Genomic DNA, 15,702 nt, shown 5'->3' with positions numbered 1-15,702 from the left:
CCGCTCAGCCGATTCCCGGGACAGCGTGATCACCGGAGCGGCACAATGGCGGCGATGACCGGTTTCGGTCGTTCGTGCGAGTGCGAGGAGAGGACGAGTCGTGAGCGATGGCCACACCCCTTCGGGCGGGTCGGCGAGGCTGAACACCGGTGTGGCGCACAACGCGCGCGTGTGGAACTACTGGATCGGCGGCAAGGACAACTACGAGGTCGACCAGCAGGTCGGCGAGCAGGTCGCCGGCATGTTCCCGATCATCCGGGACATCGCCCGGGCCGACCGGGACTTCCTCGGCCGGGCCGTGTCGTTCCTCGCCGGTGAGCGCGGCGTGCGGCAGTTCCTCGACATCGGCACGGGACTGCCGACGGCGGACAACACCCACGAGATCGCCCAGCGCCTCGCGCCCGACTCGCGCATCGTCTACGTCGACAACGACCCGATCGTGCTGGTGCACGCCCGCACACTGCTGACCGGCACCCACGAGGGCGTCACCTCCTACATCGACGCCGATGTGCACGACCCGGACGCCATCCTCGAACGGGCGGCGCAGACCCTCGACTTCACCCGGCCCATCGCCGTGATGATGCTGGGCATCCTCAACTTCGTCCTGGACGCCGAGAAGGCCCGGGACATCGTGCGCCGGGTGATGGCCGCGGTGCCTTCGGGCAGCTTCCTGGTCCTCACCCACCCGACCTTCGACGACGAACTGGGCGGCGCGGGCCAGATCCCGGCCATGAAGTTCTGGAACGAGAACGCCACTCCCCCGATCACCGCCCGCGCCGGCGCGGACATCGCCGCGTTCTTCGAGGGGCTGGAGCTGTTGGAGCCGGGCATGGTGTCGTGCGGTCAGTGGCGTGCCGAGCCCGGCTCGGCCGTGCTGGTGCCGCAGTACGGGGCGGTGGCCGTGAAGCCCTGACGGGCCGCCTTCGTCGCAGAAGACCGGAGGAACCGCGGAGTACGCGTGTCGAGCAGGTGTACCCCGACGTCGGCCTGACCGTCCACTACGTCGGCCCCGCCCGGGCCGGTGCGGTCCTCGCGGAGGCCCCGGAGATCACGCCGACCGGGCGGGACAACGCCCTCAGGGTCTGACGGGCTGCCGGACGATGCGCAGGAGGACGATTGAACGGGCGTGTGGCCGGTCACAGTTCTCCTGAAGCGGCTACCCAGGAAGTCCGAACGGCTGAAAGTATGATCAAGCAATGTCTGACATGACCGAAACCACGCCCGGCTGGCTGTCCTCCGACGAACTGGAGATGACACGCGCTCGCATGCCGATCCTGTACGTCGAGGCCGTCCCGGTCCGCGTCGACGACAGCGGCGAAGTCACCAGTGTCGGCCTGCTGCTGCGCATCGGCCCCGACGGCACGGTCAGCCGGACGCTCGTCTCCGGCCGTGTACTGCACCACGAACGCGTCCGCGACGCGCTGCTGCGTCACCTGGAGAAGGACCTCGGCCCGGTCGCGCTCCCCCGCGTCCCGGCGTCGCTCCAGCCGTTCACGGTCGCGGAGTACTTCCCGACGCAGGGCATCACGCCGTACCACGATCCCCGCCAGCACGCGGTGTCCCTCGCGTACATCGTGCCGGTGACGGGCGACTGCCGGCCCCGGCAGGACGCGCTCGACCTGGTGTGGTTCAGCCCGCAGGACGCCGTCTCGGAGGCGGTGCAGAGCGAGATGCCGGGCGGGCACGGGGTGCTGCTGAAGCAGGCGCTGGCGCATGCGGGCTGCGTGATCTGACCCACCCGGGCGGTCAGGAAAGGACCACCGCCGATGCAGCTTCCCGGCATGCCGCTGCACGACCCGTTCGTCGTCGCCGACGACCGGACCCGCACCTACCACCTCTACACCTCCAACGTCCCGTCCGTGTCGGGCGTGGACGGCATCGGCACGATGGTCTACCGCAGCCACGACCTGCGCGACTGGACGCCGCCCGTGGTGGTCTTCCTGACCGCCGGGCAGGAGGGCATCTGGGCCACGGACGGGGCGTGGGCGCCGGAGGTGCACGCCTGGGACGGCAGGTACTACCTGTTCACGACGCTGCACAACGCGGACCGGCCCCTTCCGGTCCCGCCGGCGAATCAGTGGGGGGTGCCCTTCCGGACCCCGACCCACATGCGCGGCACGATCACGGCGGTCTCCGACTCCCTGCTCGGTCCCTTCACGGTGCTCGACCCGTCCCGCCCCGTCCCGCCCGAGCACCTCATGACCCTGGACGGCACGCTGTACGTCGACCCGTCCGGTCAGCCCTGGATGGTGTACGCGCACGAGTGGCTCCAGACCATCGACGGAACGATGGAGGCGGTCCGTCTGAGCCCGGACCTGTCCCGGACGGCCGGCGACCCGGTGTTCCTCTTCAAGGCCTCGGACGCGCCCTGGACCGGCGAGCAGATCCCCGCCGGCGTCCCGCACCAGCTGCCGCCCTACATCACCGACGGCCCCCAGCTGTACCGCACCCCCGACGGGTCCCTGCTCATGCTGTGGTCGACCTACGAGAAGAACGTGGCCGGCCAGGACGGCACCGTCAGCGGCGGCTATGTGCAGACGTACGCCGTATCGAGATCCGGGGACCTCACGGGGCCGTGGGAGCAGCGCCGTCCGCTGGTCCGCGAGGACAGCGGTCACGGCATGCTCTTCCACACCTTCGACGGCCGGCTGATGATGATCCTCCACCGGCCCTTCGAGAACGCCCGCGGCAAGCTGTACGAGATGCGGCTGGGCGGCCACGAGCTGGAGGTTGCGCGCCGGCGCGACGACTTGGACGGCGGCGGCTGAGCCCGCCCGGCGAATCCCCCGGAACGCAATCAGCGGGTCTGCCGATATCGGCAGACCCGCTGGTCGACTCTGTCGGGACGACAGGATTTGAACCTGCGACCCCTTGACCCCCAGTCAAGTGCGCTACCAAGCTGCGCCACGTCCCGTTGCCCGTCTGACCTGGGGATTCCCCCGGCCGAACGCGCAGGGAAACAATACCGCACTCACACCGGTGATCGCGCATCCGTTTCCGGGACGGCGCCGCTTGACCTCAAGCATGGTCGAGGTTGCACGCTCGTCGTCATGACCGACGCGACGCGGATGAAGACCTACATGTATGCCGACCTGCCGGGGCTGATGGGCCTGATGACCGGCGACGAGAAGCACGGCCCGGCCGCGACGTCCACGCTGGACGTGCTGTGGGTGCTCTACGACCGGGTGCTGCGGGTGAGCCCCGAGGGCAGGACCGATCCGGAGCGGGACCGGTTCCTGCTGTCGAAGGGGCACGGGCCGATGGCGTACTACGCCGTGCTGGCCGCCAAGGGGTTCGTGCCGGTGGAGTGGCTGCCGGGCTTCGGCTCGTACGACTCCCCGCTCGGCCACCACCCCGACCGGACGCTCGTGCCGGGGGCCGAGATCGGCAGCGGATCGCTGGGGCACGGGCTGCCGATCGCCGTCGGTACGGCGCTGGGGCTGCGTGCCCAGGGGCTGGACGAGCCGCGGGTGTGGGCGCTGATCGGGGACGCCGAGCTGGACGAGGGCAGCAACCACGAGGCGATCGCCTTCGCCGGGCCCGCGGGGCTCGACCGGCTGCACACCGTCGTCGTCGACAACTCCTCCGCGACGTACGCGCGGCCCGGCGGGATCGCCGCCCGTTTCGAGGCGGCGGGCTGGTCCGCGCTGACCGTCGACGGCCGTGACCACGAGGCGTTGTACGCCGCCTTCACCGCGCCGCACCCGGGCCGCCCGCACGTGGTCGTGGCCCGGGTCGAACCGAAGTCCGCCTGAGCCCCCCCCGCACCGAGAGGAACCTCAACTCCATGGACACCATGCGTGACCGTCTCGCCCCTGTCGTCTCCAGGCTGCTCGACGAGGACCCCCGGGTCGCCGTGGTCCTCGCCGCGATCGGCACGGACGGCTTCGCCGGGGCCGCCCGCCGCCATCCCGGCCGGGTCATCGACGTCGGCATCCGCGAGCAGCTCCTGGTCGGGGCGGCGGCGGGACTGGCGCTGACCGGGCTGCGGCCCGTCGTGCACACCTTCGCCAGCTTCCTCGTGGAGCGGCCCTTCGAACAGATCAAGCTGGACCTCGGGCACCAGGACGCGGGCGCGGTGCTGGTGAGCGCCGCCGCCTCCTTCGACTGGCCCGCGGGCGGCTACACCCACATGGCGCCGGGCGATGTGGCGCTGCTCGACACCCTGGACGGCTGGACCGTCCATGTGCCGGGGCACCCGGACGAGGCCGAGACGCTGCTCCGGCACGCGGTCGCGGCGGGCGACGACAAGGTGTACGTACGGCTGTCCCTGCAGGCCAACGGGCGGGCCCTGCCGGTCGACGGGGAGCGGTTCCGCACCGTCCGGGAGGGGCGCTCCGGTGTCGTGGTCGCCGTAGGGCCGATGCTCGACGCGGTGCTCGCGGCCACCGAGGACATGGACGTCACCGTCCTGTACGCCACCACCGTCCGCCCCTTCGACGGAGCCGCTCTGCGCCGGGCCACCGAGGCGGCCGGGACGGACGTCGTCCTCGTCGAGCCCTACCTGGCGGGCACGTCGACAGCCGCCGCGAACGACGCGCTGTCGGATCTGCCGCACCGGGTCCTCGGGCTGGGCGTGGGCCGTCGCGAACTGCGGCGGTACGGGCAGCCGGCGGAGCATGTCGCCGCCCACGGTCTCGACGCCCGGTCGCTGCGGGAGCGCATCGGGAGCTTCGTCGGGGCGGCGGTCCGGGTGTGAGACGGGGAGGACGTCACTCCGCCGGCAGGCCGAGCCGGGGGTGTGCCTCCAGGAGCCGGGTCGGGGCGGCCTGGCGCCAGGAGTCGGCGAGGATGTCGCGCAGTTCGGCCTCGTCCTCGATGGCGTCGAGCCGGGCCCGCACCCAGGCGAACTGGGACTCGTGGTCGGCGATCCAGAACTTCCCCGGCTCGGCGAGCACCAGTTCGTTCCGCTCTTCCTTGGGGCAGCGCACGGCGAGGGAGGTCTCGTCCTCCGGCAGGGTGGCGAACATCTTCCCCGCGACCCGGAACGTGGGCATGCTCCAGGCGATCTTCTCCGTCGTGTCCGGCAGGGACAGGGCGATCCGTCGTACGTCTTCGGCATCCGGCATGGCACGCACCGTATCGGCTCCCACTGACAATCACCTGGTGGGAGCGGTTGCCGGTACGCGCTTGTAGTAGATCGTCGTCGGCCGCAGCACTCCGCCGGGGTCCGCCGCGTAGTCGGGGATCGCGCCGATCGGGGTCCAGCCGGTGGACCGGTACAGACGCTCGGCGGGGCTGCCGGTCTCGGTGTCCAGGTGCAGGAGCGTGACTCCGGCCGCCGCGGCCGCGTCCTCCGCCGTGGCCAGGAGCCCGCGGGCGAGGCCGCGGCCCCGGGCGTCCGGGTGCACCATCAGCTTCACGAGCTCGGCGCGATGCCGGCTGTTGGCCTTGCCCGGGAACGCCAGGCTCACGGTGCCGAGCACGCGGTCCCGGTCGTACGCCGCCCACACGGCGAGCCGGCCCGCGGCGACATCGGCCGCCCGGCCCTCCCACCAGGCCAGGGCCTCCGCATGGCTGAGCGGGGCGAGGAAGCCGACCGAGGCGCCCCCGTTCACGGTGGCGGCCAGCAGATCCGCCAACTCGGATGCGCAGGCGAGCAGTCGGGTCTCGTCCAGGCGGATCACGGCCGCACCACCGCCAGCAGATAGCGGACGCCCTCGGGAGCCGTGCACCGGAACCGGGTCGGCCCCCACACCCGCATCCGCAGGCAGTCACCGGCGTCCAGGCGGTGTTCGGTGTCCTGCGCGGTCACCTCCAGGGCACCCTCCAGGACCCAGATGTGCTGCTCCAGACCGGCCACGGGCGGACGGTCGTAGGCGAGGTCGGCACCGGGCGGGAGGCGGGCCTCGACCAGTTCGCCGCGCAGGGCGGGGTGCGGCGGCGACACGGATCGCCGTACGAAGCCGGAGGCCCGGTCCTGCCAGACGAGCTGGCCGGTGGAGCGGACGACGGCCTCCGGTTCGGCCTCGACCTCGCTGAGGAGCTGGGACATGGTGCGGCCGTAGACGGCGCACAGGCGGTTCAGGAGTGCGGCCGTGGGGCTGATCTCCGCCCGTTCGGCCCGGGACAGGGTGGACCGGCTCACCCCGCTGCGGTCGGCCAACTCGCCCAGGGACCAGCCGTGTTGGGCCCGCAGCTCGGCCAGGCGCGCACCCAGCCGGGCGTCGACGGGGCCCATCTCGTCGGTTCTCATATCCGGGACGCTATCCCGGATATGAGACGGCTGGGTTACGAACCGCTCACACCCGGGCCGCCGTGCCGAGCGCGTCGAGCACCGGGCGGATGAGGGGGTGTTCCTCGGCTCCCCGGCGTACGGCGGCGAAGACCCGGCGGGTGGGGGCCGTCCCGTCGACCGGGCGGACGACCACCCCGGTGAGGTCCATGCCGCGCAGCGCCGAGCGCGGTACCAGGGCGACGCCCGCATCGGCCGAGGCGAGGGCGACGACCGCGCGGAAGTCGTCCGAGGAGTGCTCCATGCGGGGCTCGAAACCGGCGTTCTCGCAGGCCAGTATCACCACGTCGTGGCAGGGGTTGCCGGGGTACTGGCCGATCCACGGGTCCTTGGCCAGTTCGGCGAGCGGCACCTCGGCCGCGTCGGCCAGGCGGTGGGTGACCGGGACGACCGCGTCGAAGGGCTCGGCGTACAGCGGCACGTGGGCCAGTCGCGGATCGTCGGCGGGCGGGGCCCCGCGGTACTCGACGGCGACGGCGACATCGACCTGCCGGTCCAGCACCATCGGAAGGCTGGCGTCGCCCTCGGCGTCCTGGACGCGGATGCGGATCCCGGGCGCCGACCGGGCGAGACCGGCCACGGCGGGCGCGACGACCAGGGCGATGCCGGTCGCGAAGGAGGCGACCGTGACGGTGCCGGCCGCTCCCGAGCTGTATGCGGCCAGCTCGGCCTCGGCCCGCTCCAGCTGGGCGAGGACCGCGTTGGTGTGGTTGAGCAGGATCTCGCCGGCGGGGGTGAGCCGCACGCCCTTGGCGCCGCGCTCGACGAGCCGGTGGCCGGTCTCCTGCTCCAGGGCGGCAAGCTGCTGGGAGACGGCCGACGGGGTGAGATACAGCGCGGCGGCAGCCGCCGTCACCGTACGGTGGTCGGCCACCGCCCGGAGGATGTGGAGCCGCCGCGCTTCGATCATGCATCGATTGTCTCAAATGCACCCCGTGCCGCCGGTCAGCCCTCCAGCTCGGCCCGTGCCGCCACGAACGCGTCCACCGCGCGGTTGACGTCGTCCGTGGAGTGCGCGGCCGACAGCTGGACGCGGATCCGGGCCTGGCCCTGCGGCACCACCGGGTACGAGAAACCGATGACGTAGACGCCGCGCTCCAGCAGCAGCTCCGCCATGCGCCCGGCGACCGCCGCGTCCCCGATCATCACCGGGGCGATGGCGTGGTCGCCGGGGAGGACGTCGAAGCCCTCCTCGGTCATCCGGCCGCGGAAGAGGGCCGTGTTCTCGGCCAGCCGGACGCGCAGGTCGTCCGCCGACTCCAGCAGGTCCAGCACCTTCAGGGAGGCGGCCGCGATCACCGGGGCGAGCGTGTTGGAGAACAGGTACGGCCGGGAGCGCTGGCGCAGCAGGGCGACGATCTCGGCGCGGGCCGAGACGTAGCCGCCGGACGCGCCGCCGAGGGCTTTGCCGAGGGTGCCGGTGATGATGTCGACGCGGTCCATCACGCCGTGCAGCTCGGGCGTGCCGCGGCCGCCGGGTCCGACGAAGCCGACCGCGTGGGAGTCGTCGACCATGACCATCGCGTCGTAGCGGTCGGCGAGGTCGCAGATCTCGCGCAGCGGGGCAACGTAGCCGTCCATGGAGAACACGCCGTCGGTGACGATCAGACGGCGGCGCGCGTCGGAGGCCTCCTTGAGGCGGGCCTCCAGTTCGCCCAGGTCACGGTTGGCGTAGCGCAGGCGGCGGGCCTTGGACAGGCGGATGCCGTCGATGATGGAGGCGTGGTTGAGCGCGTCGGAGATGACCGCGTCCTCCGGGCCGAGCAGGGTCTCGAACACGCCGCCGTTGGCGTCGAAGCAGGAGGAGTAGAGGATCGTGTCCTCCTGGCCGAGGAACGCCGAGAGCCTGGCCTCCAGTTCCTTGTGCACCTCCTGGGTGCCGCAGATGAAGCGGACGGAGGCCATGCCGTAGCCCCAGCGGTCCAGGGCTTCGTGGGCGGCGGCGACGACCTCGGGGTGGTCGGCGAGGCCGAGGTAGTTGTTGGCGCAGAAGTTGAGGACCTCGCCGGGACGGCCGCCCCCGGTGACGTTCACGGTGGCGGACTGCGGGGTGCCGATGACGCGCTCGGGCTTGTGCAGGCCGGCGGCGCGGATCTCGTCGAGGGTGGCGCGCAGGTCGTCGCGCACGGAGTCGAACATGGGGAAGCTCTCCTAAGGTGCTTGCGGAAAGGGGGGTTACGCGGTCCAGTCGAGGATGACCTTGCCGCCGCGGCCGCTCGCCGCGTCCTCGAACGCCGCCTCGTGGTCGCGGTGGTCGTAGCGGCCGGTGATGACGGGCGCGAGGTCCAGGCCGGCCTCCAGCAGGACCGACATGGCGTACCAGGTCTCGAACATCTCACGGCCGTAGATGCCCTTGATGGTGATCATCGAGGTGACGATGCGGGACCAGTCGACGGGGTACTCCTGCGCGGGCAGGCCGAGCATCGCGATCCGGCCACCGTGCGTCATGTTGGCGATCATGTCGCGCATGGCCTCGGGGCGGCCGGACATCTCCAGGCCGATGTCGAAGCCCTCACGCAGTCCGAGCGTGCGCTGGCCGTCGGCGATGGTGGCTGAGGAGACGTTCAGCGCGAGGCTGACGCCGATCTTGCGGGCGAGTTCCAGCCGCTCCTCGCTGACGTCGGTGATCACGACGTTGCGGGCACCTGCGTGCTTGGCCACGGCGGCTGCCATCAGACCGATCGGACCCGCGCCGGTGACCAGGACGTCCTCGCCGACGAGCGGGAACGACAGCGCGGTGTGCACGGCGTTGCCGAACGGGTCGAAGATCGCGGCCACGTCGAGGTCGACGGGGACCCGGTGCACCCACACGTTGGCGGCGGGCAGCGCGACGTACTCGGCGAACGCCCCGTCCCGGCCGACGCCGAGTCCCACGGTGGCCCGGCAGAGGTGACGGCGGCCGGCCAGGCAGTTGCGGCACTTGCCGCAGACCAGATGGCCCTCACCGCTGACCCGGTCGCCGATGCCGATGTCGGTGACGTCGCGCCCGGTCTCGACGACCTCGCCGACGAACTCGTGCCCGACCACGAGCGGGGTGCTGATCGCCTGCTGGGCCCAGCCGTCCCAGGCCCGGATGTGCAGATCGGTGCCGCAGATACCGGTGCGCAGCACCTTGATGAGGACGTCGCCGGGCCCGACGGTGGGCTCGGGGACGTCCGCGAGCCACAGCCCGGGTTCCGCCTTCTGCTTGACCAGCGCCTTCACCGCTACGGCTCCTGTGGGTGAGTCCCGGCCCCGGGCACGCCGAAGGAACCCCTGGACCGGGAGAGGAGTGGGATCGCACCGCAATCTGCCGTACGCAGCCGCGCCGGTCCATCGAGGATTTCTTAAGCGCCGCCTCAGCTTTCCTTCACGCCCTCAGGTGTCCTGTGCGAACCCGGGGTTTCAGTAGGGCGGCAGGCCGTCCCGGGACTCCAGCTCCATGACGAGCTGCGCGGCGTGTTCCTTGATCGCCGTCAGGCCCGGCTTCCCCCACGGCCGCGGCTCGACGTCCGCGATACTGACCGTGCCCAGCACCAGACCCGTGCCGTCGATGAGCGGGGCTCCCAGATAGGACCGGAAGCCGAACTCGTCGACCACCGGATTGCCCGCGAACCGCGGATAATCACCGACGTCCTCCAGGGCGAGGGCCTTGCGGCGCGCCACCACATGGGGGCAGAACCCGTGGTCGCGGGGCAGGGTGCGGCCGAGGCGCGGACTGGTGCCGTCGCTGCGCACGACCGGTGCGACAGGCGGTACATACAGGCCAGCGTAGAACTGCCCCTGTTCGTCGGGGAGGTTGACCATGGCGTACGGCACCCCGGTGAGCTCGGCGAGGCAGTGGGCGAAGGCGTCGAGTGCGGGTTCGGGGCGCTCCCCCAGGCCCAGTCGGCGCAGTCGGCGGGTGCGGGCGGGGGCCTCCTTGTCCTCGGGTGTGAGCAGCAGACGACCGGCCGGGCGCGGCGGGTCGTAGGTCATGGGCATGCTCCTGGGCTGTGGACTTTCGTCATATACGGGCTCCCTGGGGGGTATGAGGGGGTCACATGTGGGCGCCATACTCCGTCGCGGGAGCCGGCGTGTGGGCGATGAGATGGCGCACCAGGGTCAGCAGGGTCTGGACCCCGGAGCTGGAGATCCGCGCGTCGCAGCACACGACGGGGACGTCCTCGGACAGGTCGAGGGCACCCCGCACCTCCTCGGGGTCGTAGCGGTAGGCGCCGTCGAACTCGTTGACGGCGACGATGAAGCCGAGGTCGCGCTGTTCGAAGAAGTCGACGGCCGCGAAACACTCCTGGAGCCTGCGGGTGTCGGCGAGGATGACCGCGCCGAGCGCGCCCTCGCACAACTCGTCCCACATGAACCAGAACCGCTCCTGTCCGGGCGTGCCGAACAGGTACAGCACGTGTTCCGGGTCGAGGGTGATGCGGCCGAAGTCCATGGCCACGGTCGTCTCGACCTTGTTCTCGATGCCGTCGAGGTTGTCGGTCGCGGCACTGACGGTGGTGAGCAGCTCCTCCGTGCTGAGCGGCGCGATCTCGCTGACCGCGCCGACGAAGGTCGTCTTGCCCACGCCGAACCCGCCCGCCACCAGAATCTTCAGCGCGGTGGGGAACGGGTCGGCGCCGTGGCCCGGCCCGTCGGTGTAGTCAGAGCTGTCGTCGTAGTCCATCGAGCACTGCCTCCAGAAGGGCCCGGTCCGTCGGGTTGTGGTGGAACGCGGGGGGCTTGGTGGTCAGCGCCCCGCAGTCGACGAGGTCCGCCAGCAGCACCTTGGTGACGGCCACCGGCAGTTTGAGATGGGCGGAGACCTCGGCGACGGCGACGGGCACCCGGCACCGTTCGATCGCCTGCGCGTGCTCGGGGCCGAGATAGCCGAGGGGGGTCGCCCCGGTGGCCATCACCTGCGACACGAGGTCGAGCGCGACGGTGGGACGGGTGCGGCCGTTGCTGACCGTGAACGGCCGCACCAGCCGCCCGGCCGCGTCGTCGAGCCAGGGCCCGTCACCGGCCGCCGTCACGCTCAAGGCCTCATCGCCGGGGATTCGACGGACTGCCGGGGAGCGGTCACCAGGTAGGGGCGGACGCTCTTGACCAGCATCGCCATCTCATAGCCCAGCACGGCCGCGTCGGCCTCGCGGCCGGCCAGGACGGCCAGGCAGGTGCCGGAGCCGGCGGTGGTGACGAACAGCAAGGTGGAGGCCAGTTCGACGACGACCTGCCGCACGTCGCCGCCGTCGCCGAAGCGGACACCGGCGCTGCGGCCGAGGGAGTACAGGCCGGAGGCCAGGGCGGCCATGTGGTCGGCGCTGTCCGGGTCGAGGCCGTGCACGGACTTCACGAGCCCGTCGCAGGACAGGAGCACCGCGGCGGTCGTGTGCGGTACGCGCTGCACGAGGCCGCTCATCAGCCAGTCGAGATCGGAAACATGGGCGGTCGGCGCATCGCTCGCCATGGTGGATCGACTCCTTGGGGTACGAAGGTCTGCGGGAGCGCTGGAGGTGGGGGTGGAAAGGGGGGTGGTCATCCGGCAGGTGCGCTCCCGTCCTGCCGGGTGGTCGTGCGGTGGTCGGAACGGGAGGCGGGCGTCGGCCCGCTCGAGGGGGACAACTCCGAGGGGAGCGCCTCGAGGTGAACCGGCCGGACGGGCATCGGGTCCCTGTGGGCGGACGCCCTGGGTGTCGGCTCCGTGTGGGCGGAGTCCATGTGCGTGGAGTCCATGTGCGCGGAGTCCATGTGCGCGGACTCCGTGGGGGCCGTCTCCATGTCGCCCCACTCCGTGTTCCCGGCCTCGATGCTCTGCTGGGCCTCCGCCAGGCTGATGCCGCGCTGGAAGGCCGCCATCAGTCCGGGGTCGTGGCCCACGAGGTGCTCGGGGTCCTGGCGCGGCGCCGGGCCGTCGCGCAGCTGCGGTGCGATGTGCTCCTGGGCGCGGCGTCGTGGCAGTTGGGGCTTGCCCATGGTGCCGCGCACGGCGCCGTTGCGGGGGGTGGGAGGCGCGGTGACGTTCTCGGCGAGGACGCGCCGGTCCTCGGGACTGATACCGGGCCGTGCCTCGGCCGGGGTGGGACGCTCCCGGCGGGCCCCGCGCAAGGGCAGCGGCGCGGGCCGGCCGCCCTGCGCGCTCCCGCCCGGGCCGGGTTCGGCTTCCTGCTCGTGCCCCGGGGATGCCGCGGGTGCGGAGAGCGGGGCCGACGGCCCTGATCCGGACGAGGGCAGCGGCACGGACGAGACCCCGAAGTCGGCCTCCCCGCCCGGGAATTGCCCTCTGGAGGCGCCCCCGACAAAGGACCCGGCACCGGCACCGACCGCAGCCTGCCCGTTGTGCCCCTGCCCTCCGGTCTGCCCGTCCGGCTGCCCCGCTCCCCCTGGCGTCCCCGCCCCGGCCTCCGCTCCCAGCAACGCCTGCGGCACGACGAGCACCGCCTGCACTCCGCCGTAGATGTTGGTCTGGAGGCGGACGGTGATGCCGTGCCGACGGGCGAGCTGGGAGACGACGAACAAGCCGATGCGGCCGTCCGCGAGGAGGCGGGCGACGTTCACCTGGTCGGGGTCGGCGAGCAGCGCGTTCATCCGCGTCTGCTCCTCCAGGGGCATGCCGAGTCCGCGGTCCTCGACCTCGACGGCGAGCCCGGAGGTCACGAGGTTGGCACGCAGCAGCACCTGGGTGTGCGGGGCGGAGAAGACAGTGGCGTTCTCGACGAGTTCGGCCAGGAGGTGGATGACGTCGGCGACGGCGTGGCCGCGCAGCTGCCCGTCGATCGGCGGCACGAGCTTGACCCGCGAGTACTGCTCGACCTCGGCGATGGCCGAGCGCAGCACCTCGGTCATGGAGACCGGGTTGCTCCACTGGCGGCGGGAGACGGCCCCGCCGAGCACGGCGAGGTTCTCGGCGTGGCGGCGGATGCGGGTGGCGAGATGGTCGACGTGGAAGAGCCCCTTGAGCAGGTCGGGGTCCTCCATCTCGTTCTCCAGCTCGTCGAGGATGGAGATCTCGCGGTGCACCAGGGACTGAAGGCGCCGGGCGAGGTTGACGAACACCTCGAGCTTCTGTTCGCTCCCGGTCTGACTGGAGAGCTGGGAGGCCTGCACGACGGCGGTGACGGCGCCGTCGTGCGCGCGGGACAGGTCGGCGGTGAGGAGGTCGAAGTCGTCGGCGTCCCCTGCGGCACCGTCGGGCCGGCTCTGTGGTGCGAGCTGCGGCGGGCCGTCGCCGCGGCGCAGTGTCTCGACGAGGGTGCGCAGCTCGGCCTCGCGCCGCGCGGTGCTGCGGCGCAGCACGCCGATGCGGTCGTGCACGGACCGTGCGGCCCGGTTGGCGGCGACCGCGGCCACGGCGATGCCGACGAAGGCCACGAAGACCGCGCCGCCGAGCACGGCCCACAGGGTGGGGCCCGGCCGCACTCCGGTGGACCGGACGGTGAAGAGGACGGCGGCGCAGCCGCTGAGGGCGACGGCGACGGGCGGCAGCACCGCGAGGCGCAGCAGCTGGGGCCGTATATGGGTCTCGGGCAACGCGGGTGCGGTGCGGACGGCAGGCCGCCCGTGCCGCCCGCCCTCACGGCGGTCTGCGCGTGCGGCCGGGGCGCGGAGGTGAGACATCGGTGTCCTCGTACTGGTCCGTCGGGCCTGGGTGCCAGGGGCGCTTGCGGGGGTGCGGCCGGGTTCGCGTGGCCGCTTGCGCGCGCCCCGGGTCGCACGCCCGGGCTCACTCCGCTTCCGCACGGCCCCGACGCCACCGGGGCCCGCGTGCCGGCCCGGGCCCAGGGCTCCGGCGACGCCCGCACCGGCGCCGGCAGCACCCGTGCCACCGACGGCGGCAACCGCGTCAGCGGCCCCGGCGCCCGCCTCGGCGCCCGCACCCGTGCCGGCGTCGGTGGCGCGCGGGCAGCGGGCATCCCCGTCGCGTCGACTCCCTCGTCCGCCCTGCGCCTGCACGTGCCTGCCCCCGCTCCTGATCCGCCCTGTTTCCCGACGGCCACTGACAGTAGTCGCCAGCGCATCATGTGCGGTGGGCAGTTGACAAACTCATACGCTGAGCGTCCCGCTCTGGTATGAGGTCTCGTACGGCAGACCGATAACGCCTTCAGGCATCCGACCATGAACGAAAACACTTCGATCCGACCTGGTCAGAAGCGGTCACACGGAGACGGCGAGGGCCGGGGAGCCTCTCGCTCCCCGGCCCTCGCCGTCCGTCTGCCGTACGCCCCGGGTCAGCCCGCCGGGAGGGACTCGGGGTCCTCGGTGCCCTGGCCGGCCCGACGGTCGTCGTCACTCACCGTGTCGGCCTGGGCCACGGCTGCCGCGTCCGACGCGGCCTTGATGCCGGCTCCGGTGAGGGCCTCCGCAGCTGGACGGCCCCCCTTCGGGGCGAGCGCCACCCCACGCCACCACGGCTCGGACGGGACGGTCTGAGCCGTGGGCTCGAAGGGCTCGCCGGGGCGGGGCAGGGCGACACGGGCGCCCACCGCGCGGGCTGCCGCGAGCGTCCCCTCGCCGGGGTCCGCCCACGGGTGCGTCGCCAGGTTGAAGGTGGCCCAGTGGATCGGCAGCATCGGGCCGTGCTCCGGTCCGCCCTGGAGGTCGAGATGGGCGCGCATGCCCTCCTCGGGAGTCATGTGGATGTCGGGCCAGAAGTCGGAGTACGCGCCGATCTGGATCATCGTGGCATCGAACGGCCCGTGCTCGGCGCCGATCTCCTTGAAGCCGTCGAAGTAGCCGGTGTCGCCGCTGTGGTAGATCCGGTGCTCCTCACCGGCGACGACCCAGGAGGCCCACAGGGTGTGCTGGGTGTTGCGCAGCCCACGGCCGCAGAAGTGCCGGGCGGGGGTGGCGGTCAGGGTGAGGCCGCCGATCCCGGTGGACTCGTGCCAGTCCAGCTCGCGCAGCCGGCCGGCGGACACGCCCCAGTGCTCCAGGTGCGCGCCGACGCCGAGAGGCACGGCGAAGAGCGTGTCCGTGCCGGCGAGCGCCTTGATGGTGGGCATGTCCAGATGGTCGTAGTGGTCGTGCGAGATGACCACGACGTCGACCGGACCGAGCGCGGCCAGCGGCACGGGCACGGGGTGCAGCCGCTTGGGCCCGGCGAAGGGGAAGGGGGAGCAGCGCTCGCCCCACACCGGGTCGAACAGGACGCGCCGTCCGTCCACCTCCGCGAGCACGCTGGAGTGCCCCATCCAGGTCAGCCGCAGCCCGGTGGCCGGGGGCCGGGCGATGTCGGCGAGGGTGGTGGAGTGCACCGGAACGGTGCCCCTCGGGGTGCGGCGGGGCCGGGTGTCCTTGTCGAAGAAGACCTTCGCGAAGTCCACGGTCGAGCCCGAGGGCCGGGTCCGCGCGGGGCCGCCGGGGTTCTGGAAGACCCCGTCCTTGAAGTGGGGCGATCTGCGGATGCGCGCCATGCGCTCACCGCTGGGATCCGCGCCGAACGCCCCGGGCTGCAGCGCACGGAGCCCGGAGCTCAGGGTACGGAAACCGGCCACGGTACCTCCAGG

17 protein-coding genes and 1 tRNA gene are annotated in these 15,702 nt (G+C 72.3%); 5 read left to right on the top strand and 13 right to left on the bottom strand.

The window, feature by feature from the left end; genetic code table 11:
- The first annotated feature begins 100 nt into the window (after window positions 1-100).
- The 3 genes from ACIRDU_RS09490 (at window position 101) to ACIRDU_RS09480 (ending at window position 2,768) form a co-directional block, all read left to right on the top strand.
- Window positions 101-913: an SAM-dependent methyltransferase gene (locus tag ACIRDU_RS09490; protein WP_403576437.1), complete on the top strand. Its 813-nt coding sequence runs from the start codon at window positions 101-103 to the stop codon at window positions 911-913.
- A 292-nt stretch (window positions 914-1,205) separates the two neighbouring features.
- Window positions 1,206-1,733, top strand: a complete 528-nt coding sequence (locus ACIRDU_RS09485; RefSeq protein WP_356915934.1) for an NUDIX hydrolase family protein — start codon at window positions 1,206-1,208, stop codon at window positions 1,731-1,733.
- 33 nt (window positions 1,734-1,766) lie between these two features.
- Window positions 1,767-2,768 (top strand): glycoside hydrolase family 43 protein, encoded by a 1,002-nt coding sequence (locus ACIRDU_RS09480; RefSeq protein ID WP_403576435.1) that lies wholly within the window; start codon window positions 1,767-1,769, stop codon window positions 2,766-2,768.
- 72 nt (window positions 2,769-2,840) lie between these two features.
- Here the strand turns inward: ACIRDU_RS09480 and ACIRDU_RS09475 are convergent.
- A tRNA-Pro gene (locus ACIRDU_RS09475) sits at window positions 2,841-2,914 on the bottom strand.
- 136 nt (window positions 2,915-3,050) lie between these two features.
- On the opposite strand from ACIRDU_RS09475, the gene ACIRDU_RS09470 reads away from it, so the two are divergent.
- Together ACIRDU_RS09470 and ACIRDU_RS09465 are read left to right on the top strand one after the other, a co-directional pair.
- The gene (locus ACIRDU_RS09470) at window positions 3,051-3,755 is read left to right on the top strand and encodes a transketolase (protein WP_403576433.1); all 705 of its coding nucleotides are present in this window, start codon (window positions 3,051-3,053) and stop codon (window positions 3,753-3,755) included.
- A gap of 32 nt (window positions 3,756-3,787) precedes the next feature.
- On the top strand, window positions 3,788-4,699 hold the full coding sequence (locus ACIRDU_RS09465) for a transketolase family protein (protein ID WP_403576431.1): 912 nt from the start codon (window positions 3,788-3,790) through the stop codon (window positions 4,697-4,699).
- Window positions 4,700-4,712: 13 nt separating this feature from the next.
- Here ACIRDU_RS09465 and ACIRDU_RS09460 read toward each other — a convergent pair whose 3' ends face one another.
- From ACIRDU_RS09460 to ACIRDU_RS09405, 12 genes are all read right to left on the bottom strand, one after another.
- Window positions 4,713-5,069 (bottom strand): MmcQ/YjbR family DNA-binding protein, encoded by a 357-nt coding sequence (locus ACIRDU_RS09460; protein ID WP_403576429.1) that lies wholly within the window; start codon window positions 5,067-5,069, stop codon window positions 4,713-4,715.
- 30 nt (window positions 5,070-5,099) lie between these two features.
- A complete protein-coding gene (locus ACIRDU_RS09455) occupies window positions 5,100-5,627 on the bottom strand; it encodes a GNAT family N-acetyltransferase (protein WP_403576427.1) in 528 nt (175 codons plus the stop codon).
- Window positions 5,624-6,196 (bottom strand): helix-turn-helix domain-containing protein, encoded by a 573-nt coding sequence (locus ACIRDU_RS09450; RefSeq protein WP_403576425.1) that lies wholly within the window; start codon window positions 6,194-6,196, stop codon window positions 5,624-5,626. The genes ACIRDU_RS09455 and ACIRDU_RS09450 overlap by 4 nt, the downstream gene beginning before the upstream one ends.
- 46 nt (window positions 6,197-6,242) lie before the next feature.
- Window positions 6,243-7,145, bottom strand: coding sequence for a LysR family transcriptional regulator (locus tag ACIRDU_RS09445; protein ID WP_403576423.1), 903 nt, complete (start codon window positions 7,143-7,145; stop codon window positions 6,243-6,245).
- Window positions 7,146-7,180: 35 nt separating this feature from the next.
- The gene (locus ACIRDU_RS09440; RefSeq protein ID WP_403576421.1) at window positions 7,181-8,374 is read right to left on the bottom strand and encodes a glycine C-acetyltransferase; all 1,194 of its coding nucleotides are present in this window, start codon (window positions 8,372-8,374) and stop codon (window positions 7,181-7,183) included.
- Between the two features lie 36 nt (window positions 8,375-8,410).
- A complete protein-coding gene (gene tdh / locus ACIRDU_RS09435; protein ID WP_403576419.1) occupies window positions 8,411-9,439 on the bottom strand; it encodes an L-threonine 3-dehydrogenase in 1,029 nt (342 codons plus the stop codon).
- 180 nt (window positions 9,440-9,619) lie between these two features.
- Window positions 9,620-10,192 carry a GAF domain-containing protein gene (locus ACIRDU_RS09430; protein ID WP_403576417.1) on the bottom strand — a complete coding sequence of 191 codons (573 nt, stop codon included), beginning with the start codon at window positions 10,190-10,192 and terminating at the stop codon, window positions 9,620-9,622.
- Window positions 10,193-10,253: 61 nt separating this feature from the next.
- Window positions 10,254-10,883 carry a GTP-binding protein gene (locus tag ACIRDU_RS09425; protein ID WP_403576415.1) on the bottom strand — a complete coding sequence of 210 codons (630 nt, stop codon included), beginning with the start codon at window positions 10,881-10,883 and terminating at the stop codon, window positions 10,254-10,256.
- Entirely contained in the window at window positions 10,861-11,232 is a 372-nt protein-coding gene (locus tag ACIRDU_RS09420; RefSeq protein WP_403577351.1) for a DUF742 domain-containing protein, read from the bottom strand. The genes ACIRDU_RS09425 and ACIRDU_RS09420 overlap by 23 nt, the downstream gene beginning before the upstream one ends.
- 2 nt (window positions 11,233-11,234) lie before the next feature.
- Window positions 11,235-11,666, bottom strand: a complete 432-nt coding sequence (locus ACIRDU_RS09415; RefSeq protein ID WP_030840841.1) for a roadblock/LC7 domain-containing protein — start codon at window positions 11,664-11,666, stop codon at window positions 11,235-11,237.
- Between the two features lie 68 nt (window positions 11,667-11,734).
- Window positions 11,735-13,813 (bottom strand): ATP-binding protein, encoded by a 2,079-nt coding sequence (locus ACIRDU_RS09410; protein WP_403576412.1) that lies wholly within the window; start codon window positions 13,811-13,813, stop codon window positions 11,735-11,737.
- Window positions 13,814-14,424: 611 nt separating this feature from the next.
- Entirely contained in the window at window positions 14,425-15,690 is a 1,266-nt protein-coding gene (locus tag ACIRDU_RS09405; RefSeq protein ID WP_403576410.1) for an MBL fold metallo-hydrolase, read from the bottom strand.
- Window positions 15,691-15,702 lie beyond the last annotated feature (12 nt).

This window comes from Streptomyces sp. NPDC093598, assembly GCF_044764825.1.
In the GTDB taxonomy this organism is placed as follows: domain Bacteria; phylum Actinomycetota; class Actinomycetes; order Streptomycetales; family Streptomycetaceae; genus Streptomyces.
The sequence above is the reverse complement of the archived record's forward strand: the minus strand, read 5'-3'. Positions and strand labels throughout refer to the sequence as shown.